Origin of the sequence: Glycomyces sp. NPDC049804 (assembly GCF_040674615.1) — a bacterium.
Taxonomy (GTDB): Bacteria; Actinomycetota; Actinomycetes; order Mycobacteriales; family Micromonosporaceae; genus Glycomyces; species Glycomyces niveus.
This window is the reverse complement of the sequence record NZ_JBFAMQ010000003.1, coordinates 336,506-361,938: the sequence shown is the minus strand read 5'-3', so window position 1 is coordinate 361,938 and position 25,433 is coordinate 336,506. Positions and strand designations below refer to the sequence as shown.

Genomic DNA, 25,433 nt, shown 5'->3' with positions numbered 1-25,433 from the left:
CCCGCGCCCTATCGGTAAAGCTGCAACCAACATAAGGCCAGGTCAACAAGGCCGTACAGGAGAAATTTCACGCCGATGCGGATACATCGGCCAGTTTGCGTGTCTCATTTCGCGCCAACGAAAATGAGACAACAGAACACGCCGCGAAAGGGGACTACCCAAACAGGCCGATAACAGGTAATGATGGATTCATGAGCACACCGTCACTGGCGGCATGGCGCGTCGGCATCATCATCAAGGGCCTGCGCGAAGACCGCGGCTACACCCTCCGCCAAGCCGCCAAGATCCTCTGCACCAACAAAGACCGCCTCGACCGGATCGAATCGGCCGCCAATCAGCGCTGCGATCCAGGCACCGTCACCGGGTGGGCTTTCAAGTACGGCGCCGACACAGCCGTCATCGACGAACTCGACACCCTGGCCACGCAAACCCACGAGTCCGACACCGACGGGTGGGAGGACGTCTTCACCACCACCCCGAAGTGGTTCAAGACCTTCCTTGCGCTTGAGGCTGAAGCGGCTGCGATGTACTCCTACGACAACGCCTACATTCCCGGCCTGCTCCAGATCCGCGCCTACATGGAAGCGGTCCTCGCCGCCGACCCGTTCCGCACTCTCGACGAAGTCGAGGAGACCATCCTGCTGCGGCTGATGCGTCAGGACCGGCTGTTCAATCGCCCGCCCGGCAAGATCGCGAAGATGCGGTTCGTCTTGGACGAGGCCTGCCTGCTCCGCATCCGCCACGAGCCCTGGTATGAAGAGCAGCTCCAGCGGCTGCTGGACATCGACGCCCTGCCGTCGGTGGAGGTCCTGATCCATCCGATGGGCCAGGGCATCCACGCGGCGATGAAGGGCGCGTTCAAGATCCTGTCGTTCGACGGGCCGTACTCGCCGGAGATGGTCTACCTGGAATCGGAGTACGGTCCGCGGTACCTCGACGGGCGTCGCGTCGTCGCCCGGTTCCGCGAGCTATCCTCGATCACGCTGACGCAAGTCGTGCGGATCAAGGAGCATCTGAAGAATGTTGAGCCGTAACTGGAAGAAGTCCACTCGCAGTGGCTCCCAAGGCGACTGCGTCGAACTCCGCCTCGGCGAGGACGCCGTGCAGGTACGCGACTCCAAGCTCGGCGACGCCTCCCCGATCCTCGACCTCGACCGTGCCGCCTACGCCGTGCTGCTCGCCGACCTTAAGCAGCGGTAGAGCACTGAGTCAAGCGGCGCGGGCCTGCTCGAACATCTCGATAACCTGCTGGGGCACGCGGCCACGCGGGTGCACGTAGATGCCCGCCTGAGCGGCCCAGTCCCGAACCTCACGGCTCCGCCCTGCAGTCTCGACACTAGTCGCCAAGCGCCCCTTGGCCCTTCGATACGAGCCTTGACCTTCTCCTCGGCCGACGCCGCGAATCCGGTACCGGCCCAAGGGCGTGGCCGCCGCGATGAACTTCGACAACGCCCCGAACAGCTCCTGCTGGTGGGACTCGCTCAAGTCGACTACGAAAAGCTGACCCGCGATCCCGAACTCCACCGCACGGGCCGGTTCCGAGCCGTCGAGGTCATCGATTCGCGTGACCTGCTTGAGTTTCGCCATCCAGCCACTCCCGAACTATTCATCCTCAGTGTGGCCATGATATCCGCCCGTCCTGCCGCTCCCGCTCGTCGCGAACCGGCCTGACGCGAGCGGGACCCCTCGGACGTGAATCGGGTCGAACAGCGGCGGCCACCACGTGGCGGCCGACTGACCTCATGAGTGCTGTACGCATCCGGTAGCGGCCGTCAGGCGGGTCATGCCCGAACCGACTTCGAATCGGATACGCACGCCGTCATCCCGGACCGCGCCGAGGCGATAGAACCCCGGGTACTGGTGCTCGTCGACCGTGATCTCCCAGGCACTCGTACTCAAGTAGACGCGGACCGCTTCCAGCGCCCGCTGGCCCGCGCCAGCGTTCGGCGAGATGTTGACTTGCGCCTCGCGGTCCTCGAAGTAGTAGCTGTAGTCGTATTCCGACCACTCCTCGTCCCACCCCGCGCCGTCGTTGCAGGGCGTGTCGCTGCCACGCTGTCGAACCGGGTCGGGCATGCCCTCGACCTCGGCGAGCACGGGGAGCAGCGGGTCGAGGGCACTGTCGAGGCGCTCGCCCACTTCGCTGCTGTCGAACTCTCTCGCGGGGTGCCGGTTCTCGACGCTGTTGACGATGTTGTTGCCGACCAGAAGCGCCACCAGGACAACGAGTACGGTCGGGACCATGACCATCTCCGGCAGTGCCGGACGTTTCGGGTCCGACCCGGACGCGATCAGGCCCTGGTTCGCCAAACTGAGAAATCCGGCGACCACTGCAATCAAGGCGATGATGAACGGAGCGGCGGCGAAGAACAGGAACGGCAGCGCGAACAAGAACGGCACGAACGCCAGAAGCTGTAGGATCGCCACCGCGATCGACCCGACCACGAGCCGCCCGCCCCACCTGGCGCGTCCGATCTGGATCGCGGCCAGCAGATGCAGGCTCGTGGGTATGGCGGTAAGGCAAATGAACCCCACGGTCAGGCCGTGAATGTCAGCGGTGGTGGACCCGCCCAGCGCCGAAAACGCCATTGCCAGCGGATAGATCAGCGCCCCGACGACGACGGTGAGGATCGATTCGACGTACAAGGCCGCCTGGATGCCCCCGACTGAACCTTGCTCAGGCGCGGAAGTCGCTCGCTCGTGAATTCGCGCGGGCTGGGGCGGTTCGGCATCGGTGTGGTCGTCCGCTGCGGGGACGTCTGCGTCAGTTTCAGTCACGAGGTGCCTGCTCGGGAAGTTCCGGGGTGACCAGGATGCCGAAGAGCACGAAGGCGAGCGCCAAGTTCGACAGCGCGAACACCCAGCCCCAGAGCGTCTGCTCCGCATCGCTGATCGGTGCCGCATCGATCGAGAAGCTTAACTGGCACAGCGCTACCAGGTGCAGCACTGCCCCGGCTGCGAGCGCGCCACTCCGGCGCATCAACACGCCGAGTCCGATCAAAAGACCGATGACGGCAAGGACGCTTCCGGTGCCGAAGATCAACTCGTACATGCCGTCGAACATCCCGCATTCCGGTGCGCTGTCAGGCCCGCAGTCGCTGCGGCTGGCTGCGAGCCAGCGTTGGCCGAGCACCAGGTACAACAGCCATTGGGCGCAGGACATCCCACCAGTTATGGGAATCCAAGGCGTCGGCCGGGGAGCAACCGCCGGAAGCGCCCGCCGGCCGGGCGCAGTCATGCTCGTCCCCCAGCGAGGACAACGACGCCGATGGAGACGGAGCTTTCGCTGCGCATGGTCATCCCTCCGCCAGCAGCGTCTGGGTCTCGGCGGCGCTCGTCTCGGCCGCAGCGGTAGCCCCGGGACGCGAGTCCGCAGTGTCGTCGTTGTAGCAGCCTTGAAGGACCACGTTGCCGAAGCGGTTCGTGTAGTCGCTGGCCGGTTCTTCGAGCGTCATCGAGGATTCCATGAACGGATCGAAGTCAGCGATAGCGATGTACACCTCGTCGCCCAGCTCGAGCACGTCCCCGGTCGTGGGCGCCAACTGCCAGGTGAACCAGGCGGCGAGCTATCACCGATCATCCTTATCTCCGGAAGCGGGGGACGATGGTTTCAGCAGTCCTGGAGAAGCGCTCGAACGACGATCATTCATCGCTTGGAACTCCTGTGGGGGTCGCAAACGGGTCCACGGCATCGGCGGTGAGGTTCTCCGTGGGGATTCCGTCAGGAAAGTAGTCGGCCACTCCATCGTTCGCACTGCCCGGAACCACGCCCCCCGAAGGTGGGATGTACGGGATCTCGGAAGATTCACTGGCAGGGACACAGCCAGACTGGACCTTGAGGCTGACGACGCGAGCTACCCGGTACCAGAGCTTGATCCCGTCTTCACGGACGACGGAGAGATCGTAGAACTCCCCTGCTCCCTCATCCACCTCGACGCTGTACCCCAGCTGAGTCCACTGGTCACGAAGCACGCCGACATACTGCTGGCGTGCTAGAGCATCGGCAGAGACTTCATCGCTGAAGCTGTAGCTGATTTCGATGTTCGTGTAGTCCGGGTCGTCGACTCCGCTGTGGCTGCAGGGGAGCTCGTACCAGCCTCGGGCACTGAATCCTGGAAAGTCGGGCAGCACCTCGACGGTCTCTGCCACGGCTTGCTCCATCGGAGCATAAGCCTCAGCCTGTGTATACGTGGCCTCAGGCGGGGTGTCAGACATGTTTCTCCAGTAGAACACGATGAGGACAACGGCGAGTACTGCTACGGCGGCCCCGATCAGGAAGTATCGGGAGCGGTTCCCGTTGGGAACTCGAGATGACGCCTCGCTCATGTGATGCCCTCTTGTCCAGTCATGATGAGTGCCATGTTCTTTCGACCGATGTCGTTGGCGTCATCCCAATAGGCGCTGTGGTTTTCCGTTGCACCGTCCCGGGTCGCTTCGCTGCTGAACTCCTGGCCGCCAAAGGCTTCGGAAGTCGGGTCGATGCCGTGGACCATCTCGTCGTCAACCGTTGGATACAGGATCCCTTCCCCTGCTGACGCGATGTCAACATCGCGCGCGATGCCGATGATGTCTTCTTCGTTGCGGCTGGCGTAGACATGATCCGGGTCGATGTTGAGGTCCGCCGCGGAATCGACGCCGACCCCGGGGGAGCCGACGAAGATCATGTTGTCAACGTTCAGCCCTTCGTCGCGGGCAGCGATCCCGATGGTGGTCGAGCCGTACGAGTGCCCGGTCATGGTGAGGTTCGACGGTTCACCTTCAGCGGAGGCGCGAAGCCCGTCAGTGAAAGAGCTCAGATCTGAGGCGGCGTTGTCGGCCCACATCGTGTCGGTTGCCTGGGCAAGATCGTCAGGCGCGTCGTAATCGAGCCACAAGATCGATGCGTTCTCAGTGCCGGCGGGGGCGTATTCGTATGCGTCCCTCGTCATGGTTTCAGCTCGGCTCAGGTCGCCATTGAGGTTGTCCAAACCTGCGCCCGTTCCGGGGACATAGACGTTGACGTTGTGCGCAGTGTCGGGGTTGCCGACGGAGACCACCGCTTGACCGTCTGGCGTCGACTCGAAGTCCAGCAGATAGTACTGGAGTTCGGGTCCGTCCTCAATCTTGACGCTGCCGTCGATTTGTTCGCGAAGGTCCTGAAGGTTGTTGAGCTGGCTCGTCAACTCCTCGCGCAGGAGAGCGTCGGTGTTGTAACGGCTGCTGTTCGGATCCGGATTGGCGTCGAGTTCAGCGATCTGGGCTTCCAGATTGGCGATCTGGTCGTCGAGAAGTAGTCGGTTTGCAGGGTCTCTATCCACGACAGGAATACCTTCAGTCGGACCGACAAGATCCGGGCGCTCCTCGATGAGAAGTTGCTGGCTGTCTTCCGTAAGGCTGTTCCACCAGGAGTTCACGTCGTTTGGGTCAGCGGGTGGCTCGCTGGTGGTCATCTGCTCCAGAACTGCGATGTCGAACGCGGTGGTCTTCGCTATGAAGTCGGCGCTCCCGACGTAAGGCGGTAGGGCTGGCGGGTCGTCGTTGAGAGCCTTGAAGTCGGAGGCGTACTTGTCGTCGAGTTCGCGGACGGTGTCCATGAGTTCCTTGAACCGGTCAGACATGTCGACGGCTTGCTCGCGGACGCGCTGCTCGTAGTCGTTGGCCTCGTACTCATTCATCGGCTGGAAACTGCCGGTGCCTGACAGGTAGTTGTACAGGCTCGACTCGTCGACCTCGAAGTGCTCTTCGCCAGGTCCGCCCTTGGCGGTGAGGTAGACGTTCTTCTCGGCGAACAGGTCGGCAAGCTCACCGCGCTTGGCTTCGAAGTCCTCCCGTGCCGCCTGCAGCAAGGCCTTGATCCGGCCGGCGTAGGCATCGACATCGTCGAGGAATAGGTCGCAAATCCGCCGGGCTTGAGCGCGCACCTGGTCGGCGGTCTCGCCGTCGAAGTCGTCGCGTTCCTGGTCAGCAGCCCCAGGTTTGAGCACGGGGATGTCTTCGATGAGCTTGGCCTCGATCTCGGCAGCCGAGTCCATGTAGTGCGCCCAGACCTCGGCGGCATCATCGAGGCACCCGTAGTCGGTGTTGTAGAACGTGCCCCACGTCAAACCGCTCATGCGACTGCTACGTCCTCTCCTCCCGCGGTGGGGATCGCGTCAGGGTCGTACGTGGGCCGCTCGGTACCGGTTGTCTCGTAGTAGTCGTTCGTCGAGTACTCGGTGACGTCGACTTCAAGCTCCGCGTCGAGCTCGACCATTTCCGATGCCGTGTCCTCGTCGTATTGCGCGGCGGTAGCGGCATTGGTCGCCATGAACTGGGCCAGGTCAACGAGGTGATTGCGGTGATCGACCACGCGCGTGTACCACCAGGACTCGGCGGAGTTGAGCGCCATACGGAAGCTGAACTCGCCCAACGAGATCGAACTCACGGCCTCACTTGAGTCCGAGGACACGGCGAGCGCAGCGGCATCGAGGTCGTCGGCGACGGCCTCAACTTGTTCTGCGGCTTCGGTGACCACGGCATGGTCGATACGCATATTGTCGCTCAAGGGATCACTCCTGCGGGGTCGCGGGCGCGGGGCTGGAGAACTTGTTCGTGGCCTGGTTGTACAGGTACTTGACCGTCGCCTCGACGTGCGCGATGCCGTCTTCGGCCTCGGCACCGAAGTGGTCGATGTCGATCATGCAAGTGCCGTCGGGTTCAAGGACGAGGCGGACGAGCCCGTCAGAACTGGTCTCGTCGTAGCGCTTGGGCGCGGCCGGGGCTGGGGCCCCTTGTGCGAGAACGTCGAGCAACCGGCGCATGCCGGGGCCTGAATGGAGCTCTTGACCGTCAGGCACTGGCTTCTCCTCGGAACTGGCCGATCGCCGCAAGCACTTGGGTGCGGGCTTCCGCGCAAGCCGCGCGGAGCCCCGTCAAGAGCGCGCTGGCCGCTTGGCCGATCTGTTCGCAGTAGGACCAGTCGCGTGCGGTGTCAGCCGGGAGGTGGATGGAGTCGAGTTGCAGAGCAAGACTCATAGTCGCGCTGACAGCAACGGTCGGCAACGTGGCGGTGACCATCGTGGAGGCCAAAGCGTCTTGGACGACCTCGTCGACTTCCGCCGGAGTCAAGTCGGGAGTGAGGTCTTCGAGGCGTTCAGCGGCTTCGGTGAGGATCTGATCGAGACTGGGAAGGTTCACCGTCATAGCGGGAGTCGGATTTCCTTGCAGGTGGGACGGGGCGGGGAGACTGGGCTCGGGATCACCGTAGCAGGAAGTCGATCTTGATGGGGTTCATCGGGTTTGGGCAGGAACCAGGTTTTGGTCCGTTGCCACGCTGAGTTATGGTAGCGACTACCCGCCACACAGGGTCGTCGGATCGTGCCAGTTCGGGATTGGTGAACCCACGGCGATACGCGATGTCGATATCCTGGTTTGCGGAATCAACCCAAACGTGTGCCTTGACCCGTACTGACGGCGTTCGAGGCGCTTGCCCACCAGAGCGACTCACGACCCCGGAGGACCCTTGTGGCTGGTGACTACAGCGACATTGTCGACAGCAACGGCGAGATCATCCAAGTCAGCGCCGACGACTCGGCCGACGGCGTCAGGCTGACCCAGGACGGCGAACAGGTGATTCTGGTCGACGAAGACGCCATTTCTCAGTTCACCACCAGTGCGGGTGCGACCCTGACCGACCTCGGAACGGCACGCGCCGTGCTCACAAATGGCGACATGAACCTTGTTGACGGCCTGCCGTTCATCGGCGACTCCGTCTTCGCGCAGATCGACGCGAAGAACCTCAAGCTCGGAACTTTCCCGGAAGCACAGGCGCTCGCCGAGGCCTACTTCCAAAACTTCTACATGTCGAGCGCCGACCAGGTGGAGCGGATCTACCACGGGATCGGGACCGGCCAGACTGTCGCAGGCGAAACCGTGGCGGCCTACCTCGACTCGGATGGGAACGTCTCAGCCGACATGTCCTCCCTCTCAAGTGAGTTCACCACGGCTGGCGGAGGCTTGACCGAGGCGGACCTGGCAGAGATGGGCACCTACGAAGCCGCCGAAAGCAACGGGACGGACGCCGAGACCCCGACCGATGACGGTGCCGAAGGCGACGACGAAGGCGTTCGCATCATGTAGCGCTGACCGGAGTTCCTACCTACCGCGCTCCTGCTCGAACTTGCCGCGCTGCGGCTCCGAACCCCGGAAGGAAACCCCTGCGATGGCCGAACCGCTCGGTTTCGCGCACTACCGCGACAGCTACAGCCATGAACAACTCTGGGACATGCTTGTGTCCCAAGGAAATCCCCAGAGCGTCAACCTCTCCACCACGATCTGGTCGACCGCGCGCGGCAGTACCGCCGGCGCACGTGAGGCTCTCAACACGCACCTCGCCGAACTCGGCGAGTACTGGAAGGGTCCGGCATCCGACGAATTCCAACGCAGAATGATGCTCGTCGGCCAGTACTCCGAAGCAGCCGAAGCCCGCATGGCGCTTGCGGCAACTGACTACTTGCCGGATTTGGCTGGGAAACTCTCTGCGGCGCAGGCTCGGGCTAAGGGCGAGAATGCTCTCGGCGAAAGCCTCGACCCAGCGACCGACATCACCGATGCCGAGGTGTGGATGGAGGAGGTCAAGGGCCTCACACGAGACGATATCGCGGCTCTCGACCCCCAGACTCGCACCACCTACAACAATCAGCATGCAGCGTGGCGCCAGGCCCGCAAGGACGAACTCGCGAGAACGGTCGCAGATCTCGGCGCCGAGTACAACCGCTACACCACCACCGTCTTTGCCGAACCGGCTGAACCCGCACCGGAGGGGATGCCGGGCAACGACACCTATCAGGAGCCGACCACCGGAGTCTTCGCGCCGACCACCGTCGACTCGAACGGCCCCACGGCTGGTACAAGCGGGAGCGCAACCACGACGCAGCCGGAGACGCCGGTAGTCGACGACGAAGACGACGTCGCCGATCCTTGGAAGCCACCCTCCTACACCGACATCGACGAGCCGAATGGTGGCCTCGCCAGCGGCGGCGCCGCGCCTGGTGCCCCAGTCGGAGGGGCAGGCCCAGTCGGCGGCACGCCCGTCACCGGAGGTGGTGGGACACTCCCAGCAGGCGGCGGCCTGTTCGGCCCCGGACGCAGCACCCCGAGTACCGGCGGTGTACCCGGCCGAGGCACCAGCAACGTTCCCGGACGCGGACCGGCTACTGCCGGCCCCGCCCGCGGGGCCCAACCTACAACGCCTGGCAGGGGCAGCCAACCTGGAACCCCTGGTCGCGGCACCGCCGGGCGTAATGGCCAGCCGGGAACTCCCGGACGCAGCGGCACCACGAGCAGTCGCGGCGGGCAGCCTGGTAATCCGGGACGCGGCTCTGCCGGACGTACCGGCACGACGACCGGTCGCGGAAGCCAGCCGGGATCCCCAGGGCGCTCAACTGGCCGGAATGGCCAGCCTGGGACCCCCAGTCGCGGCGGCTCGGGAAGCAGCAACAGCACCTCCGGCCGCGGTACCGGTGCCCGGACAGGCTCCGGCTCCGGTGTCGGGAAAAACGGCAGCCCAGGCGCGAACTCCAAACGCCGCCACGACGAAGTCGAGGAAGAGACCCTGGCGCGCGGAACGAAGTACGTCCAAGCCGAGGACATCTTCACCGCGCCCTTCGACCCGTCCGTTGGCCCGGCCCACGAGGGTGCGAAGCACCAACGGGCCTGGAACAAGGAATACGACGCATGGAAGCGCCGCCAAGAAGAGGACGACGACAGCGACCGTCCCGACCGGAAGGCGTAACAGAGACCGAATGCCGGGCGGCGGGGACCGTGCACCCTTCCGCCCGGCATTCTCATGCCTTACAAGGCAATACGGCTACTGCCAGGGCTGTACTCGAGCCTTCGCGCGCGAACGTGACTTCAACACCAACAAGACCACCACCGCCGCTGCCATGAGCAACAGTGCGACCGCGACGGCCACGATGGGCATCAACCCCGCGTCTGATTCTGCGGCCTCCTCTGCTGCCGGGGCGCTCGACGGGTCGGATTCCTCGGGTCCCTCAGTCGAACCAGGCTCCTCGTCGGGGCTCGCACCAGAGGCGCCCGCCTGACCCATCGGATAACCCAGCGGGTTCTCCGAAACTTCCTCCACGTCGGTTGCGGTCACAGCCGCTGCAGCATCGACCAGACCGAACCCGAGCTGTTCGGTACGACCCTTACCGCCGTCGTCAGCAGTTGTGATGAGCCGCTGGACCACATTGCTCGCGTCCAGATCTGGATGAGCCGCCCGCACCAACGCCGCCGTGCCACCTACCAAGCCGGAAGCCACTGAGGTCCCGGCCGCCTCAAAATACAGATTCTCTTCGCCGAAATCGAACGTCTGAGGGTCAGGGAAGATCATCGTGTCGGCAGGTCCGGCCAGCGCGATTTCCGGACCAGTAGTGCTCATCGACCAGGCGTTGCCGTCCTTGTCGGTGCCACTCACCCCTACAACACCGGGAAACTCCGCTGGCGCTGGAACACTGGCGAGCTCGGGATCGTTGCCGCCGCCAGCGATAACCACGATGTCCTTGTCGATCGCGTACTGCACGATCTCGACAAGTCCCTGACTCGCCTCATATCCCTCGGGAGAGACCTCAATCCACGGGATAACGATGACGTCTGCCCCGTTGTCGGCCGCCCAGCGAATCCCGTCGAAGTCGTTCTGCGTAGCGCCGGTGCTGAATCCGATATCCGCTGACGTCGTGTTCACTCGGACCGGCAGGATCGTTGCCTCTGGAGCGGCGTAAAGGATCGCGGCCGCGACGCCAGTACCGTGACCATCTGTGTCCACGCGGGCGTTGACCTCCTCGCTGCCCATGAACGACTTGCCATCGAGGATGTCTTTGTCCTCAAGGAACGGGTGCTCTTCGGCGATCCCTGTGTCGATCACGGCGACCGTGACTCCCTCACCTTTCGTAGTCGCCCAGGCGTCCTCGGCCTTGATCTGGTCGATCGCCCAGGCGTTTTCGGCATACAGGTCCCACTCCTCCTGCGCCGCGGCTGCCTGTGGCAACGCCAGTGTCACTCCTGCTGCGGCGAGGGCGCACAGACCTATGGCGGTCGAATTACGGCATGCACTATCTACGGAGCTACGTGTCAGCGAGGGGTGGTGCGGCATCTGGAGACCCTTTCGCTCGGGGAGTGGTCACACGGATACGTTTCGCGGCTAACGATATCGAACTGGCATCAATCCTGCAGACTGCGAGCCTCCTGGATGCCTCAGGCTCTCTTGAGGGCGGCACGTGTCGGCCTGATGCGGTAAACATATGAGATGGCACCTCATCAAAGCGGTCTGAGCGAAGCAGAGACCTGTGAGCTGTATATCCTCCCTGCTCTTCGCGCCGCGGGCTGGACCGACGCCCAGATCCGCCCGCAATACCGGATCAACAACGGCCGCTTGATTTCATCCCCAAAACGCCACATTCAGGACAAACCGCTTGTGGCCGACTATGTGCTAGAGCCGACTCCCGACCTTCCTGTCGGCATCCTGGAGGCCAAGGCGTACGAGGTCGACGCTAATGACGGTGTCGAGCAAGCCCGTCGGTACGCAGGCAAGCTAGGTCTGCCATTCGCCTATGCCTCGAACGGCCGGGGAAATCCTCGAGATCGACTATCGAGCCGGCACGACGACCGGCACCGAATACGCCGCGACCGCAGCACCGCTGATCAACCGGCCCAGGCCCGCATACGCCAATGGCGGCGATCTTCAGGAGAAAATTGCCGCTTCTGAAAACGGTTTTCACAAACCTCTGAGTTCGGAGACCGAACCCAACGTGCGCGAGGGGGGACTTGAACCCCCACGTCCGAGGACACAGGAACCTAAATCCTGCGCGTCTGCCAATTTCGCCACTCGCGCGGAGCGCCTGGAGCGCGTGCCGGGTGGGTCCGGCCCGCGGGCAGCAACTAGTGTTTCACACCCTCCGGGGGTCCCGTAGTCTGGTGGGGATGACTCGACCTGACAAGCGCGCCGCCGATGAGCTGCGCCCCGTGAAGTTCACCCGATCCTGGACCGACCACCCCGAGGGATCGGTGCTCGTTGAATTCGGCCGCACCCGGGTGCTGTGCACCGCGACGGTGACGCCCGGCGTGCCGCGGTGGCGGCGCGGGTCCGGCGAGGGGTGGGTGACCGCCGAGTACTCGATGCTGCCGCGCTCCACGCACTCTCGCTCCGACCGCGAGTCGATCCGCGGCAAGATCGGCGGCCGCACGCACGAGATCTCTCGTCTCATCGGGCGCTCACTGCGCGCCTGCATCGACTTCAAGGCCCTCGGCGAGAACACGATCACGCTCGACTGCGATGTGCTGCAAGCGGACGGGGGGACGCGCACGGCCGCGATCACCGGCGCTTACGTGGCCCTGCACGACGCCGTGGACTGGCTCAAGGAGCAGAAGATCGCCCGCAAGCCCGACAAGATCCTCACGACCTCGGTGGCCGCGATCAGCGTCGGCGTCGTCAACGGCGTCCCGGTGCTCGACCTGCCTTACGAGGAGGACGTGGCCGCGTCGGTCGACATGAACGTGGTCTGCACCGGCGAGGGCGACTTCGTCGAGGTCCAGGGCACGGGCGAGGAGGCGGTGTTCAACCGCGCCGAGCTCGACACCCTCCTGGACCTGGCCGTCAAGGGCTGCAAGGAGCTCGCCGGCCTGCAGGCCCGGACCCTGCTGACCTCATGAGGGTCCTCCTCGCCACCCGCAACGCCGGGAAGATCGAGGAGCTGCGGCAGATCCTGGCCGCGGCCGCCCCCGAGGTCGAGCTCGTCGGCCTCGGCGCCGTCGCCGACTACCCCGAGACCCCCGAGACCGAGCTGACCTTCGCCGGGAACGCGCTGCTCAAGGCCCGTGACGGTGTCAAGCACACCGGGCTCGCGACCATCGCGGACGACTCCGGCCTCGCCGTGGACGCCCTCAACGGGATGCCCGGCGTGCTCTCGGCCCGCTGGGCGGGGAGCGCCAAGGACGACGCGGCGAACAACGCGCTGCTGCTCGACCAGCTCGCGGACGTGCCCGACGGCCTGCGCGGCGCGAAGTTCGTGTGCGCCGCCGCGATCGTGTGGCCCGACGGGCGCGAGCTCGTCGTCCACGGCGAGATGCGCGGCACGGTCGGCCGTGAACCGAAGGGCGACAACGGGTTCGGGTACGACCCGCTGTTCACCCCGGAAGGGTTCGACCGGACCAGCGCCGAGCTCTCGGCCGAGGAGAAGAACGCGATCTCCCACCGGGGGAAGGCATTCCGCGAGCTTGCGAGTGGAATCTGAAGCACGGTCGCGAGCTTGCGAGCGGCATCTGAAGCACCGTCGCGAGCTTGCGAGCGGCATCTGAAGCACCGTCGCGAGCTTGCGAGTGGAATCTGAAGCACGGTCGCGAGCTTGCGAGCGGCATCTGAAGCACAGTCGCGAGATCGCGAAGCAGATCTAGCACTGAGGCGGCCTGCGGGCCGCCTCTTTCGCTTACCGGGCCTTGAGGAGTGCCAGGGCCTTGTCGGCGTGGGCGTTCATGTTGAGCTCGCTCTTGAACGCGCCCAGGATGGTCCGGTCCTGGCCGATGACGAAGGTCTTGCGCTTGGTGGTGACGATGCCGAGTTTGCGGCGCACGTCGAAGGCCTCGGCGACCTTGCCTTCGGGGTCGGAGAGGAGCGGGTAGCCGAAGGAGTGCTTGGCGGCGAAGGCCGCCTGGCGGTCGACCGAGTCGTGGGAGATGCCGACGGGGGTGGCGCCGACGGCCTCGAAGTCGGCGGCGAGGTCGCGGAAGTGGCAGGCCTCGGCGGTGCAGCCCGCCGTCATCGCCTGCGGGTAGAAGAAGAGCACGACCGGGCCGGCCTCGAGCAGCTCCTCGAGGCTGCGGGGCCTCCCGGTCTCGTCGTCCAGGGTGAATGCGGGTGCGATGTCTCCGGTGTCCATGAGGCCGAGTGTATCCGCGGCCTGCGGGATCGGATCGTTCCCGGCCGGGGCGCCCGGTACCGTTGCGTTCCGGCAATCGATATAGATACACTCGAATATCACGATATCGTCTGCAGCAGTCCACAAGATCGCTTTGACTCCGTACGAGTCAGGTTGGGAGCGCTCCATGTACGTCAGAGGAGTAATTCCATGTCCACCACCGCCACGGGGGTGCTGGGCGGCAGACGCCGCCGCATCGCCGCCGTCATGTCGATGGTCCTGGCCGCCGTCGCGGCCCTGACCCTCACGAGCCTCTTCAGTCAGGAGGAGGCGGAAGCCCACGGCGCCACGGTCTTCCCGGGCTCGCGCCAGTACTTCTGCTACTTCGACGCGCTCACGCAGAACGGCTCGCTCGACCCCTACAACGAGGCCTGCCAGGCCGCGTTCGACGAAGTCGGCCCGACCCCGTTCTACAACTGGTTCGGGAACCTCGACTCCAACGGCGCGGGACAGACCGTCGGCTACATCCCCGACGGCCGCCTGTGCGACGGCAACGGCAAGGGCCCGTACGACTTCGAGCCGTTCAACGACCCGGGCAACTGGCCGCGCACACACGTGACCGCCGGCGCCACGGTCGAATGGCGATACAACAACTGGGCCCACCACCCCGGCCGCTTCGACCTCTACATCACCAAGGCCGGCTGGGACCCGTCGCAGCCGATCGGCTGGGACGACCTCGAGAAGTTCCAGACCATCTCGAACCCGCCCTCGAACGGCGGGGTCGGGACCAACGACCACTACTACTACGCGAACATGACGCTGCCCCAGCGCAGCGGCTACCACATCGTGTTCACGCACTGGGTCCGCTCGGACTCGGGCGAGAACTTCTACGCCTGCTCCGACGTCGAGTTCGACGGCGGCAACGGCGAGATCACCGGCATCCGCCCCGGCGCCGACCTGCCGGGCAACGACGGCGGCGTGGTCAACCCGCCCACCGAGACCCCGACCTCGACGCCGACCTCCACGCCGACGTCGACCCCGACCGGGAACCCGACGGGCGCCTGCACCGCCACCGCCTCGGTCTCCTCGTGGTCCGGCGGCGCGACGGTGAACATCACGGTCAAGAACACCGGCACCTCGACCATGGGGAACTGGATGGTCCACTGGCTGTGGCCGGCGAACTCCGGCGTCGCCATCCGGGACTCGTGGAACACCACGATCAGCACCATGGGCGACATGCAGATGGCCGGCCCGGTCGGCTGGAACGCCACCGTCGCGGCGGGCGGGACGGCGACCTTCGGCTTCAACGTCACGGGCAGCCTGTCGACGATGCCGGCGATGGACTGCATGCCGGCATGACGAGGCGACAGCACGGTGATTCGCGGCGGTGACGGCCGCGGGGCCGGAACCTGAACGAACATCGAAATATCGCCGCTTCCACTCCTCCCTCCGGAGACCGCCTGGAATACTTGATCCAGCAGGTCTTCCGGGGGGAGGAGCCATGTCACCATCCGCAGCGCCGGCCGACGCCGGGCCTGAGCCGATGACGGCGTCCACACGCGCCGGCACCGTCGTCATCACCTACATCTCCGATCATGTCGACGCGCTCAACCGCGCCATCGCGGCCTTCGAGCGGCAGGCGCCCGGCTCCGCCGGGGCCGTGCGCGTCACCATCCACCGGCTCCGCACCGTCATCCGCGGGTACTCGCACCTGTTCACCAAGACGCCGCCGCACAGCCAGGAGCTCGACCACCTGCTCGAGGCGTTGAAGCGCACCGAGGACCTGGAGAAGCTCCGCGTCCACTTCTCGGACCGGTTCGACCAGCTCGGCCTCGTGGCCCCCGAATACCCGAAATGGTATGAGGCCCTTGAGGACGAGATGCACGACTCGTACGCGCGGGCCGAGGGGGTCGCCTCGCAGACCTGGGTCGCGGTCCTGCTCAGCGAGGTACGGCTGTTCACCGAGCACGCGCAGTTCACGCGGGACGGCGACAAGCCCGCCTCCTCGCTCATGGGGTTCCTCTCGCAGTCCAAGAACCACCTGCTCGACACGTACGGGAAGCTCAGCTACGCCACCGATCTCGCGCTCGCGCGGGACGAGACGCGCATCGCGGCCCGGGAGGCGCACTACCTCGCCGAGGCGGCCGCGCCCGCGCTCGGGGCCACCGCGGCGGAGATCGTCTCGCGGGTCGCCGACCTCGAGCACCTGCTCGACCGGTACCGGCAGGCGGTGATCGCCCGCAACTGGCTGACCCGGCTGCCGGGCGCGGACCGGGCCGACCGGCTCACGACGAGCCTCGCCGACCTGGAGAAGCAGCACCTGCACCAGCTGGGCGAGGACATCGACCGGGCGGCCTCCGATCTGGCCGAACGCTGGAAGTGACACGAGACGAGCAACGGCCCCAAGGCTTTCGCCTTGGGGCCGTTGCCTATCGCGTCAGCCGCGCAGCACGGACGCGAGGTTGTCGAGGCCGATCGGGCCGAGGTTGAGGGCCCTGGTGTGCCAGGCCTTCAGGTCGAAGTCGGCGCCGGCGGCGGCCTGCGCTTCGGCGCGGGCGGCGACCCAGGCGCGTTCGCCGAGCTTGTAGCAGATGGCCTGGCCCGGCCAGCCCGCGTAGCGGACGATCTCCGGGTAGGCGCGGTGCTCGGCGATGCGGCCGCGGGTCTTGAGCACTTCGAGGGCGACCTCGAAGTTCCAGCGCTCGCCGTGGCGCTTCGCCTCGGCGGCGGGCAGCGGCAGGTCGAGGTGCCAGCCGATGTCGATCACGACGCGGGCGGCGCGCAGGGCCGAGCCCTTGAGCATGCCGAGGCGGCTGCCCTTGTCGGTGAACCAGCCGAGCTCGTCCGAGAGCCGCTCGGCGTACAGCGCCCAGCCCTCGGCGTGGCCGGAGACCGAGCCGAAGACCTTGGCGAAGCGGGAGAGGGCGTCGCCGGTGACCTTGGTCTGGCCGATCTGGAGGTGGTGGCCGGGCACGCCCTCGTGGAAGACCGTGGTCAGCTCCCCCCAGGTGCGGAAGGTCTCGCGCTCGGCGACGGGCCACCAGGTGCGGCCCGGGCGGGACAGGTCCTCGCTGGGGCCGGTGTAGTAGGCCGAACCGGCGGAGGAACCGTGCACGACCTGCACGTCGAGGTTCATCAGGCGCGGGTCGATGTCGAAGTGGACGCCGTTGAGCGCTTCGAGCGCGCTCTGGTGCTTCTCGACGAGCCAGGCCAGGTACTCCTCGTGGGTGCCGACGGCCTGGGTCTCGTCCAGGTGGGCGATGACCTCGTCCAGGCCCGCGCCCGGCAGGATGTCGCCGGCCTCGGCGGCCATCTCCTCCTCGATGCGGTGCAGCTCGTCCCAGGCCCAGTCGTAGGCGTCGCGCGGGTCGAGGACCGCGCCGAGGGTGGCGCGGGCCGCCAGGAGGTACCGCTCCTCGCCGACGCCGTCGCGCTCGACGGCGTGCGGGGCGTACGAACGCTCGAGGTAGTCGGCGGCGGCGGCGAACGCCCCGTACGCGGCCTCGGCGGCCTCGCGCAGGTCGCGGGCCTGCGGTCCGTCGCCGTACGCGGCGACGTGCTTGTCGAAGACGCGCGACTCGGCGTTGCGCCGGGCCTGCTTGACGCCCTCGGCGACCTGGAGGTGAGCGACCGTGGTGCCCGCCTCGATACCCGCGTTCAGGGTCTGGCGCCAGGTCGCGAGCATCTCGGGGATGGCGCGCATCCGCGAGACGTTGAGCCGCCAGTCGTTCTCGGTGCTGCGCGGGGCAAGGTCGACGTAGCTCACCAGGCCCTGGAGCATCCCGTAGGGGACGCGCAGGGCGCGGCGCCACTCGCCGGCCTCGTGCTGCGCGGCGCTCACCTCGAGCCGCTCGGCCATGTGGAGGCGGGCGAGGTCGTCGGCCGGGCCGGTCGACGCCAGGGCGTTCAGCTTCGCGAGGGTGTCGGCGTCGAGCTTCGCGCGCTCGGCGACGGCGTCCGGGCCGAAGTCGGTGGCGACGCCGAAGTCGCCTTTGATGCCGGCGGACCCGGCGAACATCGGGTGGAGCCGGGCGTACGCGGTGGTGTACTCGTCGGCGAGAGCGAATATCGGTGAGGTCATGGCCGTCAGCTTACCGCGCGGCTAGTAATCCTTCGTTACGTGATTGTTGCTCGGGCGGGTGGAGACGACCACGGCGCCGACCAGCGCGGCGAGGAGCAGCAGCGACAGCACTTCGAACGGCAGCACCCAGTCCGCGAAGACCGCTTCGCCCATGACGGCCGCGCCGCCGCTCTCACGCTCGCCGAGCCCGGCCCGGGTCCAGCCGAACGCGCCGGTGACGACCGCGGCGAGGCCGAGGCCCACGCCGCCGGCGATGAGCGCGCCGGGGAGCCTCGCGCGGTCGAGGTCGTCCGAGGGGTCGGTGGGGGCCCTGGTGAGCATGGTCGCGAACAGCAGCAGGACCACGATCGCGCCGACGTAGACGAGCACGAGCACCCACGCGAGGAACTCGGCGGTGAGCACGAGCGCGGCCCCGGCGATCCCGGCGAACGCGACCGCGAGCCACAGCCCGGCCCGCACGATCCGCTTCGTGGTGACGACGGCGAGCCCGGCGCCGAGCGCGAGGAGCCCGAAGGCGAGCAGCAGCACGTCGGCGAGAGTCACTCGGCGGCCTCCTCGGCCTTCACTGCCTCGGTCTTGGCGGCCTCCGGCACGTTCCCCAGCCACTCCCCCAGGTGCTCCTTGTCGTGGAGCAGGTCGCGGATGTCGCCTTCGGCGTAAGCGAAGTCGGGGGCCCAGAACAGGGCGTCGAACGGGCACACGTCGACGCAGATCCCGCAGTACATGCACAGCGAGAAGTCGATGTCGAAGCGGTCGAGGACGTTCACCTGGCGCGGGCGGGCCGCGCCCTCGACCTCGATCGTCTCCTTGTGGGAGTCGATGTAGATGCACCAGTCGGGGCATTCGCGGGCGCACAGCATGCAGGAGGTGCAGCTCGGCTCGTGGAGGGCGATCACGCCGCGGCTGCGCTCGGGCAGCTCGGGCTCGTTCTCGGGGTACTGGCTCGTGACGGCGCGGCGCGCGGCGGTGCGCGCGGTCTGCGCGAGACCGCTGACCAGTCCGCTCCCGGGAAGCCTCATGACCTCATGGTGGCAGATGACGGCGGTGTTTTCCAGACCCCGGGCCGCGCTGCGCGGCGGAATCGCGGTCCGCGCCGCGGCGGCGCCGGGGTGTCCGATTCCCGACTCCCCAGGCGTGGCCGAGCGGGCCGGTTTTCCCATGAAACCGTCTGGTGCGTCCACAAGAGCCGTTACCGTGAGCCATTGACACGTCACGTGCCGGGGTGCGACCCGGCGCCGTCCGGGGAGGAACCGTGCCCATGCGAATGTCGCAGCCCATCCGAGGGATGCTCTTGGCCCTCAGCGCCGCGCTCGTACTCGCGCTCACCGCCGCTCCGGCGAACGCGGCCGTCACCGTCACGCTCTCGCCGACGGCGGGCGCCGTGGGCACCCGCGTGGACGTGCTCGCGTCGGACTGCGACAAGGACGCGACCGGCGACGTCGAGAGCACCGACACGAGCTTCAAACTGCCGAAGAACAACAACAACGCCCAGGGCAGCTTCACCGTCACGGAGAAGATGAAGCCCGGCACGTACACGGTGACGGTGACCTGCGGTTCCGACACCGCCGCTACGAAGTTCACGGTGACCTCGGGGACCGGCGCGGCGACCGGCGGCGGCTCGACCGCCTCGCAGGCGACCACCGCGGTCCTGTGGACGGGCGCCGCAGCGGTGCTCATCGCCGCGGCGGGCCTCTGGCTGCTCAAGCGCCGCAGCAATGTCACCGCCGCCTGAGACCGCGGGCGGCGCCTCGCCCGAGCGACCTGTCCACCGGCCGGAACCCGCGTTCCGGCCGGTGGCCTTCGTCGCGCTCTCGTTCGTGCTCGCCGGGGGCCTGGGGCTCATGCTCGGCGGCGTCCTGACCCTCCCCCCGATCGAGCTGCCGCGCTTCGAAAGCCCCTTCCGCGACGACCCGTTCGCCGTCGCCGACCCCGCGGGCGGCGCCTGGCTCGACCGCTCCGAGCCGACCCGCGTCGACATCGACGCGGTCGACGTCCACGCCCCGCTCACCGCGCTCGGCCTCGACTACGAGGGCAACTTCGAGGTCCCCCGCATGTGGCGCCCCCACGAGGCCGGCTGGTTCGAGGCCGGCCCCACCCCCGGCGAGTTCGGCCCCACCGTCCTCATGGGCCACGTCGACACCGAGCGCTCCGGCCCCGCGGTCTTCCACCCGCTCAAGGAACTCGACGAAGGCGACCGCGTCGAGGTCACCCGTGAGGACGGCGTCGTCGTCGCCTACGAGGTGACCGCGGTCGAGTCCTACGCCAAGCGTCGCCTCCCCTACGAGGACGTCTTCGGCGTCGAGCCCGAGCCGGCCCTGCGCCTCATCACCTGCGGCGGCGCCTTCGACCGCAGGTCAGGCGACTACACCGAGAACCTCGTCGTCTTCGCGGCCTACACCGGCCACCGCGACGCCACCGAGAAGGACCGCGACCGCCCCCTGCACGGCCGCGACCACTTCGAATAGCGCGTCAGGCCAGGCGGTCCGCCAGCTGCTTGCGGTACAGGGACACCGGCTCCAGGGTGCCGGCCTTGTCCTCGACGTAGCCGGGCTCCTCGGTGACGAGCCAGTTCGTGTCGGTGACGACCTCCGCCAGATTGCCGCTGGTGCCGATGGCGAAGTTCTGGGAGGTCGGCGGGCGCTGCACACAGGCTTTGTTGTCGTTGTCCAGCTTGCAGTTCCACAAGACGCTGTAGACGGACGACCAGCCATGGGGTCGGCCGCCGGCCTCGTCGCCGCCGCTGTCCTGGCGGTTGTGGAGGTTCAGCACCACGTCCTTCTCCTGCGTGCCCGGGGGGCTGTCGTTCATCTGCTCGTAGACGTTGTCGAAGAGCAGGCCCTGGCTCCAGTGGGCGTGACCGCCGGATTCAAGGTAGCCGTTCTTCGATACGGCGTCGAGCCAGACGACACCGGAGGTCGAGGCGCCGCCTCCCGCGATGAACGCGTGTCTGGCCTCGGTGGCCACGACGTCGGTGAACAGGACCTGCTGGGCCATGTACCCCGCGCAGAAGTTGTAGCGCCGCCGCCCTTCGAGCTCGGACCTCGGCTCCAGGGCCCAGACGTCCTCGACGGTGACCCTGTGGCTGCGGCGGACCATGACGCCGGACTGCTTGAAGCGGAGCGTGGCCACATTGCGCACCCAGGTGTCACGGGTCCGCTCGATCACGATGCAGCTGTCGGAGCGGGCGTTCTGGTCGTCCGTCACCGGTTCGGGCATGTCCACGCGCAGGTCCTCGATGCCGGAGTTGCGCACCTCGTTCGCGTTGTCCCACTTGTGGACCGTGATCTCCGAGAGCGCGATGTCGAGATCGTTGAAGACCGGGGCGCAGATGACCGTCTCCTCGCCCTGGATCGCCTTGACGAAGCGGTTGTACATGATGGGTTCGGAGTCGACCGGCCACGGCGGGTCGTTGTCCACGCCGCCGTTGTCGATCTCGCCGATCCATTTGGCCGTGCACCGGTGCCAGATGATGATGTTGTCGCCGACCGCGAGGCCGTTGCCGGGTGCGAGCTTGAGCCGCCGGGAACCGGCCTCCACGGACTCGATCACGGGGATCGAGGGGCCGACCGGCCGCTCCCACTTGGCGTTCGGGTCCGCCGAGCGGATCCGGACCGGGCATTCGACACCGCCTTGCTCCAAGCCCCCGGTCGACGTCGACTTGATGATCGTGCCCACGGCGGGATCGCCGGAGCGGCCCGAACCGCGCAGGACCACGCCGCTGGAGTTGATCTCGACCGTTCCGGCGACCTCGTACAGGCCCGGTTCGAGCTTCAGAGCACCGCGGATGCCGTTGGCGTCCATGGTCATCGCACCGACTTCGGCCAAGGCGTCGTTGATGTGCGCAGTGTTGTCCTGGCCCGGCGGGAGCGGGCCGATGGTCAAGGCGGTGGGGACGTCCGGGATCGGCGCTTCGCCGTTGCGGTATCCGGCCCAGCTGAAGTTGGGGATCTTCCTGCCGCTGGCGTTGTCGGCGGCGTAGTTCAGCTTGCCGTCCGCACCCGGGTAGACGAGCTTGGAGTGCCAGATCACCTCGGTTTCAGGGCCTTGCGCGCGGGCGGGCGAGGCGATCGCGGCGCCCAGTCCGGCGGCGGCGACGCCGCTGCCGACCTTGAAGAGGTTTCGACGTGAGACCGGTCCGGTCATGGGGTGTGCTCCCTTCTCCTGTCAGAGCATCACGAGGGTATCGGGAAGCGGCCACAGCGGACGGAGCGCCGACCGCGGGGGCGAGGACGGAGTGCTTGACCCCTGCCGTCCCCGCCCCCGCGGTGTACCGAGGGGGCTTTCGACCGCGGGCGCTTTCCCGGCTCGCCCAACCGCTGAGCCGGTGCCGCGCCCGCGGCGCCCTATGACAGGACCCGCTCGAAGGCGGCCCTGGTCTCTTGGAAGACCTCCGCGCCCGGGCGGGCCCAGAGCGCGTCGTTGAACAGCTCGACCTCGATCGGCCCGGCGAAGCCGGTCGCGTCCACTTCGGCGAGGTAGCGCTTGAAGTCGACGCAGCCGTCGCCGAGCTGCCCGCGGCCGGTCAGCACGCCCGCGGGGAGCGGGGTGACCCAGTCCGCGAACTGGAACGAGGCGATGCGGCCCTCGTGCCCGGCCCGGGCGACGCCCTGCCAGACCTGCGGGTCCCACCAGATGTGGTACGTGTCGACCACGACGCCGACCTGCGCGGCCGGGAACGGCGCGGCGAGGTCGAGCGCCTCGCCGATCGTCGTCACGACGCAGCGGTCGCTCGCGAACATCGGGTGCAGGGGTTCGATCGACAAGGTCACACCGCGCTCGCCCGCGTACGGCGCGAGTTCGGCGAGGGCCTCCTTGACGCCCTCGCGGGCGCTGTCGATCGTGCCGCCTTCGGGGATGCCGCCCGAGACGAGGACGAGGGTCGGGGCGCCGAGCGCCGCGGCCTCGTCGATCGCCCGCCGGTTGTCGTCGAGCGCCTCGCGCGTCGGGTCGGTGAAGAACCCGGCCCGGCAGAGGCTGGTGACCTCGACGCCCGCGTCCTTCACAAGCTTCGCGCTCGCTTCGAGGCCCATCTCCTGCACCGGCTCGCGCCACAGCCCGATACCGGAACCGGTGCGCGCGCAGGCTTCGACGGCCTCGCGCTGGTCCCAGAACTTCGCGGTGGCGTGGTTGAAGGAGAACCGCTCCATGATGCTCATGCGAGCGTCCGCTTCGGCTGGCCCGCGACCTTGAGCAGGGCGTTGAACCGGTCCATCGCCAGGTTCTCGTCCGGGAACAGGTCCACTTCGAGCGCGAGGTCGACGATCTCGCCGAAGTGCTTGATGGAGCGCGCCGACTCGAGCCCGCCGACCATCTTGAAGTGGTCCTGGTAGCCCCCGAGCCACGCCAGGAACACCACGCCGGTCTTGTAGTTGAACGTCGGGGCCTCGAAAACCTTGCGCGCCAAGGGCACCGTCGGGTCGAGGATGGCGTGGAAGCCGGCCACGTCGCCTTCGTCGAGGCGCTTGACGGCCTTCGCGGCGAGCGGCGCGAGCGGGTCGAAGATGCCCAGCAGCGCGTCGGAGTGGCCGAACTCGTCCCCGGCGATGAGGCGCGGGTAGTTGAAGTCGTCGCCGGTGTAGCAGCGCACGCCCTCGGGGAGCCGGCGGCGGACCGCGATCTCGGCCTCGGCGTCGAGCAGGCTCATCTTGATGCCGTCGATCTTCGCCGCGTTCTCGGTGATGATCTCGATGAACGTGTCGGCGGCCGCCTCGAGGTCCGAGGAGCCCCAGTAGCCTTCGAGCGCCGGGTCGAACATCGGGCCGAGCCAGTGCAGGATCGCCTTGCCGCTGACCTCGCCGAGGAGTTCGCCGTAGAGGTCCTTGTAGTCGTCGGGGCCCTTCGCGCTCGCGGCCAGCGCCCGGGAGCACATCAGGATCGTGCCCGCCCCGGCGTCCTCGACCACGGCGAGCTGCTCGAGGTAGGTCGCGCGGATCTCGTCCATGGTGGTCGGCGCGGCGGGGAGCTGGTCGGTGCCGACGCCGCACGCGAGGAGGTCGTCGGGTCCGGCGGCCTCGGCCGAGCGGCGGATGAGCTGCTTGGTGGCCTCCCAGTCGAGGCCCATGCCGCGCTGGGCGGTGTCCATGGCGTCGGCGATGCCGAGGCCGAGGTCCCACAGGTGCCTGCGGTAGCGGAGGGTGGCGTCCCAGTCCACGGTGGCGGGGCGGCCGGGGCCGTTGTCCGCCAGCGGGTCCGCGACCACGTGGGCGGCGGAGTAGATGACGCGGGAGGTGAACTCGCGGGTCACAGGTCCAGGTCCTCCAGTTCGATGCGGCGGCCTTCGCGGGCGGACCGGTAGCCGGCCTCGGCCAGCTGCACGCCGCGGGCGGCGGCGAGGAAGTCGTGGTGCCACGGCTCGTCGTCCACGACGTGGCGCAGGAACTCCTCCCACTGGATCTTGAAGCCGTTGTCGAAGACCTCGTTGTCCGGCACCTCGTGCCACTGCTGCCGGAAGGGGATGGGCTGGTCGATGTCGGGGTTCCAGACCGGCTTGGGAGTGTGCACGCGGTGCTGGGCGCGGGCCTTGCGGAGGCCGGCGATGGCGGAGCCCTCGGTGCCGTCGACGTGGAACTCGACGAGTTCGTCGCGGTCGACGCGGGTGGCCCAGGAGGAGTTCATCTGGACGACGGTGCCGTCCTGGAGTTCGAAGAGGGCGTAGGCGGCGTCGTCGGCGGTGGCGGCGTAGGCCTGGCCCTGCTCGTCGAAGCGCTCGGGGATGTGGGTGGTGACGTGGGCGGAGACCGACTTGATCGGGGAGTCGAAGGTGCCTTCGAGCAGGTAGGACCAGTGGGGGAACATGTCGAGGACCATGCCGCCGCCGTCTTCGGCGCGGTAGTTCCACGACGGCCGCTGGGCCTCCTGCCAGTCGCCTTCGAAGACCCAGTAGCCGAACTCGCCGCGCACGGACAGGACGCGCCCGAAGAAGCCGGAGTCGACGAGGCGCTTGAGCTTGCGCAGGCCGGGGAGGTACAGCTTGTCGGCGACCGCGCCGTTCTTGACGCCGGCGTCGCGCGCGGCGCGGGCCAGGTTGAGGGCGTCGTCGAGGTTGGTGGCGATGGGCTTCTCGGTGTACACGTGCTTGCCCGCCTTGATGGCCGAGTTGACGGCGGCGAGGCGGTGCTGGGTGGTGAGGGCGTCGAAGTAGACGTCGATCGTGTCGTCGCCGAGGGCTTCGTCGAGGCTGGTCGTGTACTTGTCGAGGCCGTGGCGGCCGGCGATCTCGGCGAGCTTCTCGGCGCTGCGGCCGACGAGGGTGAGCTCGGGCCAGATCACGCTGCCGTCGGCGCGCTCGACGCCGCCCTGCTCGCGGATGGCGAGGAGCGAGCGCACGAGGTGCTGCCGGTAGCCCATGCGACCGGTCACCCCGTTGAGGGCGATGCCGACGGTGATTCTCTCTGCCATAGGGAAGTGCTCCAGACCTTGCCGACGTGGCTGCGGAAGCGTCCGCCGCGAACTGAGCCCGTTTACAGCTCGCATGCTTCACCGAA

28 protein-coding genes, 1 tRNA gene and 1 pseudogene are annotated in these 25,433 nt (G+C 67.3%); 11 read left to right on the top strand and 19 right to left on the bottom strand.

All coding sequences use genetic code 11. The annotated features are described in order from the left end of the window. Positions 1 to 191 precede the first annotated feature (191 nt). Positions 192 to 1,034 carry a helix-turn-helix transcriptional regulator gene (locus AB0K52_RS06415; RefSeq protein WP_363526964.1) on the top strand — a complete coding sequence of 281 codons (843 nt, stop codon included), beginning with the start codon at positions 192 to 194 and terminating at the stop codon, positions 1,032 to 1,034. Next, on the top strand, positions 1,021 to 1,200 hold the full coding sequence (locus tag AB0K52_RS06410; protein ID WP_363526962.1) for a DUF397 domain-containing protein: 180 nt from the start codon (positions 1,021 to 1,023) through the stop codon (positions 1,198 to 1,200). The genes AB0K52_RS06415 and AB0K52_RS06410 overlap by 14 nt, the downstream gene beginning before the upstream one ends. A gap of 9 nt (positions 1,201 to 1,209) precedes the next feature. Here AB0K52_RS06410 and AB0K52_RS06405 read toward each other — a convergent pair whose 3' ends face one another. The 9 genes from AB0K52_RS06405 to AB0K52_RS06365 form a co-directional block, all read right to left on the bottom strand. Next, a complete protein-coding gene (locus AB0K52_RS06405) occupies positions 1,210 to 1,587 on the bottom strand; it encodes an Lsr2 family protein (protein ID WP_363526959.1) in 378 nt (125 codons plus the stop codon). A 153-nt stretch (positions 1,588 to 1,740) separates the two neighbouring features. Next, the gene (locus tag AB0K52_RS06400; RefSeq protein WP_363526956.1) at positions 1,741 to 2,778 is read right to left on the bottom strand and encodes a hypothetical protein; all 1,038 of its coding nucleotides are present in this window, start codon (positions 2,776 to 2,778) and stop codon (positions 1,741 to 1,743) included. After that, positions 2,771 to 3,163: a hypothetical protein gene (locus AB0K52_RS06395; protein WP_363526953.1), complete on the bottom strand. Its 393-nt coding sequence runs from the start codon at positions 3,161 to 3,163 to the stop codon at positions 2,771 to 2,773. Before AB0K52_RS06395 ends, AB0K52_RS06400 begins: the two co-directional genes overlap by 8 nt. 133 nt (positions 3,164 to 3,296) lie before the next feature. Next, positions 3,297 to 3,521: a hypothetical protein gene (locus AB0K52_RS06390; RefSeq protein ID WP_363526950.1), complete on the bottom strand. Its 225-nt coding sequence runs from the start codon at positions 3,519 to 3,521 to the stop codon at positions 3,297 to 3,299. A gap of 121 nt (positions 3,522 to 3,642) precedes the next feature. Further along, on the bottom strand, positions 3,643 to 4,326 hold the full coding sequence (locus AB0K52_RS06385) for a hypothetical protein (RefSeq protein ID WP_363526947.1): 684 nt from the start codon (positions 4,324 to 4,326) through the stop codon (positions 3,643 to 3,645). After that, on the bottom strand, positions 4,323 to 6,092 hold the full coding sequence (locus AB0K52_RS06380) for an alpha/beta hydrolase (protein WP_363526944.1): 1,770 nt from the start codon (positions 6,090 to 6,092) through the stop codon (positions 4,323 to 4,325). The genes AB0K52_RS06385 and AB0K52_RS06380 overlap by 4 nt, the downstream gene beginning before the upstream one ends. Beyond that, the gene (locus tag AB0K52_RS06375; protein WP_363526941.1) at positions 6,089 to 6,523 is read right to left on the bottom strand and encodes a hypothetical protein; all 435 of its coding nucleotides are present in this window, start codon (positions 6,521 to 6,523) and stop codon (positions 6,089 to 6,091) included. Before AB0K52_RS06375 ends, AB0K52_RS06380 begins: the two co-directional genes overlap by 4 nt. 4 nt (positions 6,524 to 6,527) lie before the next feature. After that, entirely contained in the window at positions 6,528 to 6,815 is a 288-nt protein-coding gene (locus AB0K52_RS06370; protein WP_363526938.1) for a hypothetical protein, read from the bottom strand. Further along, the gene (locus AB0K52_RS06365; protein ID WP_363526936.1) at positions 6,808 to 7,161 is read right to left on the bottom strand and encodes a hypothetical protein; all 354 of its coding nucleotides are present in this window, start codon (positions 7,159 to 7,161) and stop codon (positions 6,808 to 6,810) included. Before AB0K52_RS06365 ends, AB0K52_RS06370 begins: the two co-directional genes overlap by 8 nt. Before the next feature lie 321 nt (positions 7,162 to 7,482). Here AB0K52_RS06365 and AB0K52_RS06360 point away from each other — a divergent pair, with 321 nt between their 5' ends. Together AB0K52_RS06360 and AB0K52_RS06355 are read left to right on the top strand one after the other, a co-directional pair. After that, positions 7,483 to 8,097 (top strand): hypothetical protein, encoded by a 615-nt coding sequence (locus AB0K52_RS06360; protein WP_363526933.1) that lies wholly within the window; start codon positions 7,483 to 7,485, stop codon positions 8,095 to 8,097. An 82-nt stretch (positions 8,098 to 8,179) separates the two neighbouring features. Continuing rightward, positions 8,180 to 9,751 carry a hypothetical protein gene (locus AB0K52_RS06355; RefSeq protein WP_363526930.1) on the top strand — a complete coding sequence of 524 codons (1,572 nt, stop codon included), beginning with the start codon at positions 8,180 to 8,182 and terminating at the stop codon, positions 9,749 to 9,751. A 75-nt stretch (positions 9,752 to 9,826) separates the two neighbouring features. Here the strand turns inward: AB0K52_RS06355 and AB0K52_RS06350 are convergent, their stop codons facing one another. Continuing rightward, positions 9,827 to 11,005, bottom strand: a complete 1,179-nt coding sequence (locus AB0K52_RS06350; protein WP_363526928.1) for a S8 family serine peptidase — start codon at positions 11,003 to 11,005, stop codon at positions 9,827 to 9,829. A gap of 258 nt (positions 11,006 to 11,263) precedes the next feature. Between AB0K52_RS06350 and AB0K52_RS06345 the strand changes: the two genes are divergently transcribed. Continuing rightward, positions 11,264 to 11,722 (top strand): hypothetical protein, encoded by a 459-nt coding sequence (locus AB0K52_RS06345; RefSeq protein WP_363526925.1) that lies wholly within the window; start codon positions 11,264 to 11,266, stop codon positions 11,720 to 11,722. A 44-nt stretch (positions 11,723 to 11,766) separates the two neighbouring features. On the opposite strand, the gene AB0K52_RS06340 is transcribed toward AB0K52_RS06345, so the two are convergent. Further along, positions 11,767 to 11,848: transfer RNA gene (locus tag AB0K52_RS06340), tRNA-Leu, on the bottom strand. Positions 11,849 to 11,937: 89 nt separating this feature from the next. On the opposite strand from AB0K52_RS06340, the gene rph reads away from it, so the two are divergent. Together rph and rdgB are read left to right on the top strand one after the other, a co-directional pair. Continuing rightward, complete coding sequence (rph, locus tag AB0K52_RS06335) at positions 11,938 to 12,666, top strand: ribonuclease PH (protein WP_208496704.1); 729 nt, start codon at positions 11,938 to 11,940, stop codon at positions 12,664 to 12,666. After that, entirely contained in the window at positions 12,663 to 13,247 is a 585-nt protein-coding gene (gene rdgB / locus AB0K52_RS06330; RefSeq protein ID WP_363526922.1) for an RdgB/HAM1 family non-canonical purine NTP pyrophosphatase, read from the top strand. The genes rph and rdgB overlap by 4 nt, the downstream gene beginning before the upstream one ends. 192 nt (positions 13,248 to 13,439) lie before the next feature. On the opposite strand, the gene AB0K52_RS06325 is transcribed toward rdgB, so the two are convergent. Beyond that, entirely contained in the window at positions 13,440 to 13,889 is a 450-nt protein-coding gene (locus AB0K52_RS06325; protein WP_363526919.1) for a peroxiredoxin, read from the bottom strand. A 189-nt stretch (positions 13,890 to 14,078) separates the two neighbouring features. Here AB0K52_RS06325 and AB0K52_RS06320 point away from each other — a divergent pair, with 189 nt between their 5' ends. Next, complete coding sequence (locus AB0K52_RS06320) at positions 14,079 to 15,227, top strand: lytic polysaccharide monooxygenase (protein ID WP_363526917.1); 1,149 nt, start codon at positions 14,079 to 14,081, stop codon at positions 15,225 to 15,227. A gap of 142 nt (positions 15,228 to 15,369) precedes the next feature. Then, on the top strand, positions 15,370 to 16,251 hold the full coding sequence (locus AB0K52_RS06315) for a hypothetical protein (RefSeq protein WP_363526914.1): 882 nt from the start codon (positions 15,370 to 15,372) through the stop codon (positions 16,249 to 16,251). A 54-nt stretch (positions 16,252 to 16,305) separates the two neighbouring features. On the opposite strand, the gene AB0K52_RS06310 is transcribed toward AB0K52_RS06315, so the two are convergent. The 3 genes and pseudogenes from AB0K52_RS06310 to AB0K52_RS06300 form a co-directional block, all read right to left on the bottom strand. Continuing rightward, positions 16,306 to 17,949, bottom strand: coding sequence for a DUF885 domain-containing protein (locus AB0K52_RS06310; protein WP_363526911.1), 1,644 nt, complete (start codon positions 17,947 to 17,949; stop codon positions 16,306 to 16,308). A gap of 21 nt (positions 17,950 to 17,970) precedes the next feature. Continuing rightward, positions 17,971 to 18,492 carry an NADH-quinone oxidoreductase subunit J gene (locus AB0K52_RS06305; RefSeq protein ID WP_208496710.1) on the bottom strand — a complete coding sequence of 174 codons (522 nt, stop codon included), beginning with the start codon at positions 18,490 to 18,492 and terminating at the stop codon, positions 17,971 to 17,973. A 44-nt stretch (positions 18,493 to 18,536) separates the two neighbouring features. Next, positions 18,537 to 18,968: pseudogene (locus AB0K52_RS06300) on the bottom strand (4Fe-4S binding protein); the annotation flags it as partial. 239 nt (positions 18,969 to 19,207) lie between these two features. Between AB0K52_RS06300 and AB0K52_RS06295 the strand changes: the two are divergent. After that, entirely contained in the window at positions 19,208 to 19,681 is a 474-nt protein-coding gene (locus tag AB0K52_RS06295) for a hypothetical protein (protein ID WP_363526908.1), read from the top strand. Then, complete coding sequence (locus tag AB0K52_RS06290) at positions 19,665 to 20,414, top strand: class F sortase (RefSeq protein WP_363526905.1); 750 nt, start codon at positions 19,665 to 19,667, stop codon at positions 20,412 to 20,414. Before AB0K52_RS06295 ends, AB0K52_RS06290 begins: the two co-directional genes overlap by 17 nt. A 4-nt stretch (positions 20,415 to 20,418) precedes the next feature. Here the strand turns inward: AB0K52_RS06290 and AB0K52_RS06285 are convergent, their stop codons facing one another. From AB0K52_RS06285 to AB0K52_RS06270, 4 genes are all read right to left on the bottom strand, one after another. After that, complete coding sequence (locus AB0K52_RS06285) at positions 20,419 to 22,092, bottom strand: hypothetical protein (protein ID WP_363526902.1); 1,674 nt, start codon at positions 22,090 to 22,092, stop codon at positions 20,419 to 20,421. Between the two features lie 200 nt (positions 22,093 to 22,292). Further along, positions 22,293 to 23,096 (bottom strand): sugar phosphate isomerase/epimerase family protein, encoded by an 804-nt coding sequence (locus AB0K52_RS06280; RefSeq protein ID WP_363527235.1) that lies wholly within the window; start codon positions 23,094 to 23,096, stop codon positions 22,293 to 22,295. 5 nt (positions 23,097 to 23,101) lie between these two features. Beyond that, complete coding sequence (locus AB0K52_RS06275; protein ID WP_363526899.1) at positions 23,102 to 24,193, bottom strand: dihydrodipicolinate synthase family protein; 1,092 nt, start codon at positions 24,191 to 24,193, stop codon at positions 23,102 to 23,104. Then, on the bottom strand, positions 24,190 to 25,347 hold the full coding sequence (locus AB0K52_RS06270) for a Gfo/Idh/MocA family oxidoreductase (protein WP_363526896.1): 1,158 nt from the start codon (positions 25,345 to 25,347) through the stop codon (positions 24,190 to 24,192). The genes AB0K52_RS06275 and AB0K52_RS06270 overlap by 4 nt, the downstream gene beginning before the upstream one ends. Between the last annotated feature and the right edge of the window lie 86 nt (positions 25,348 to 25,433).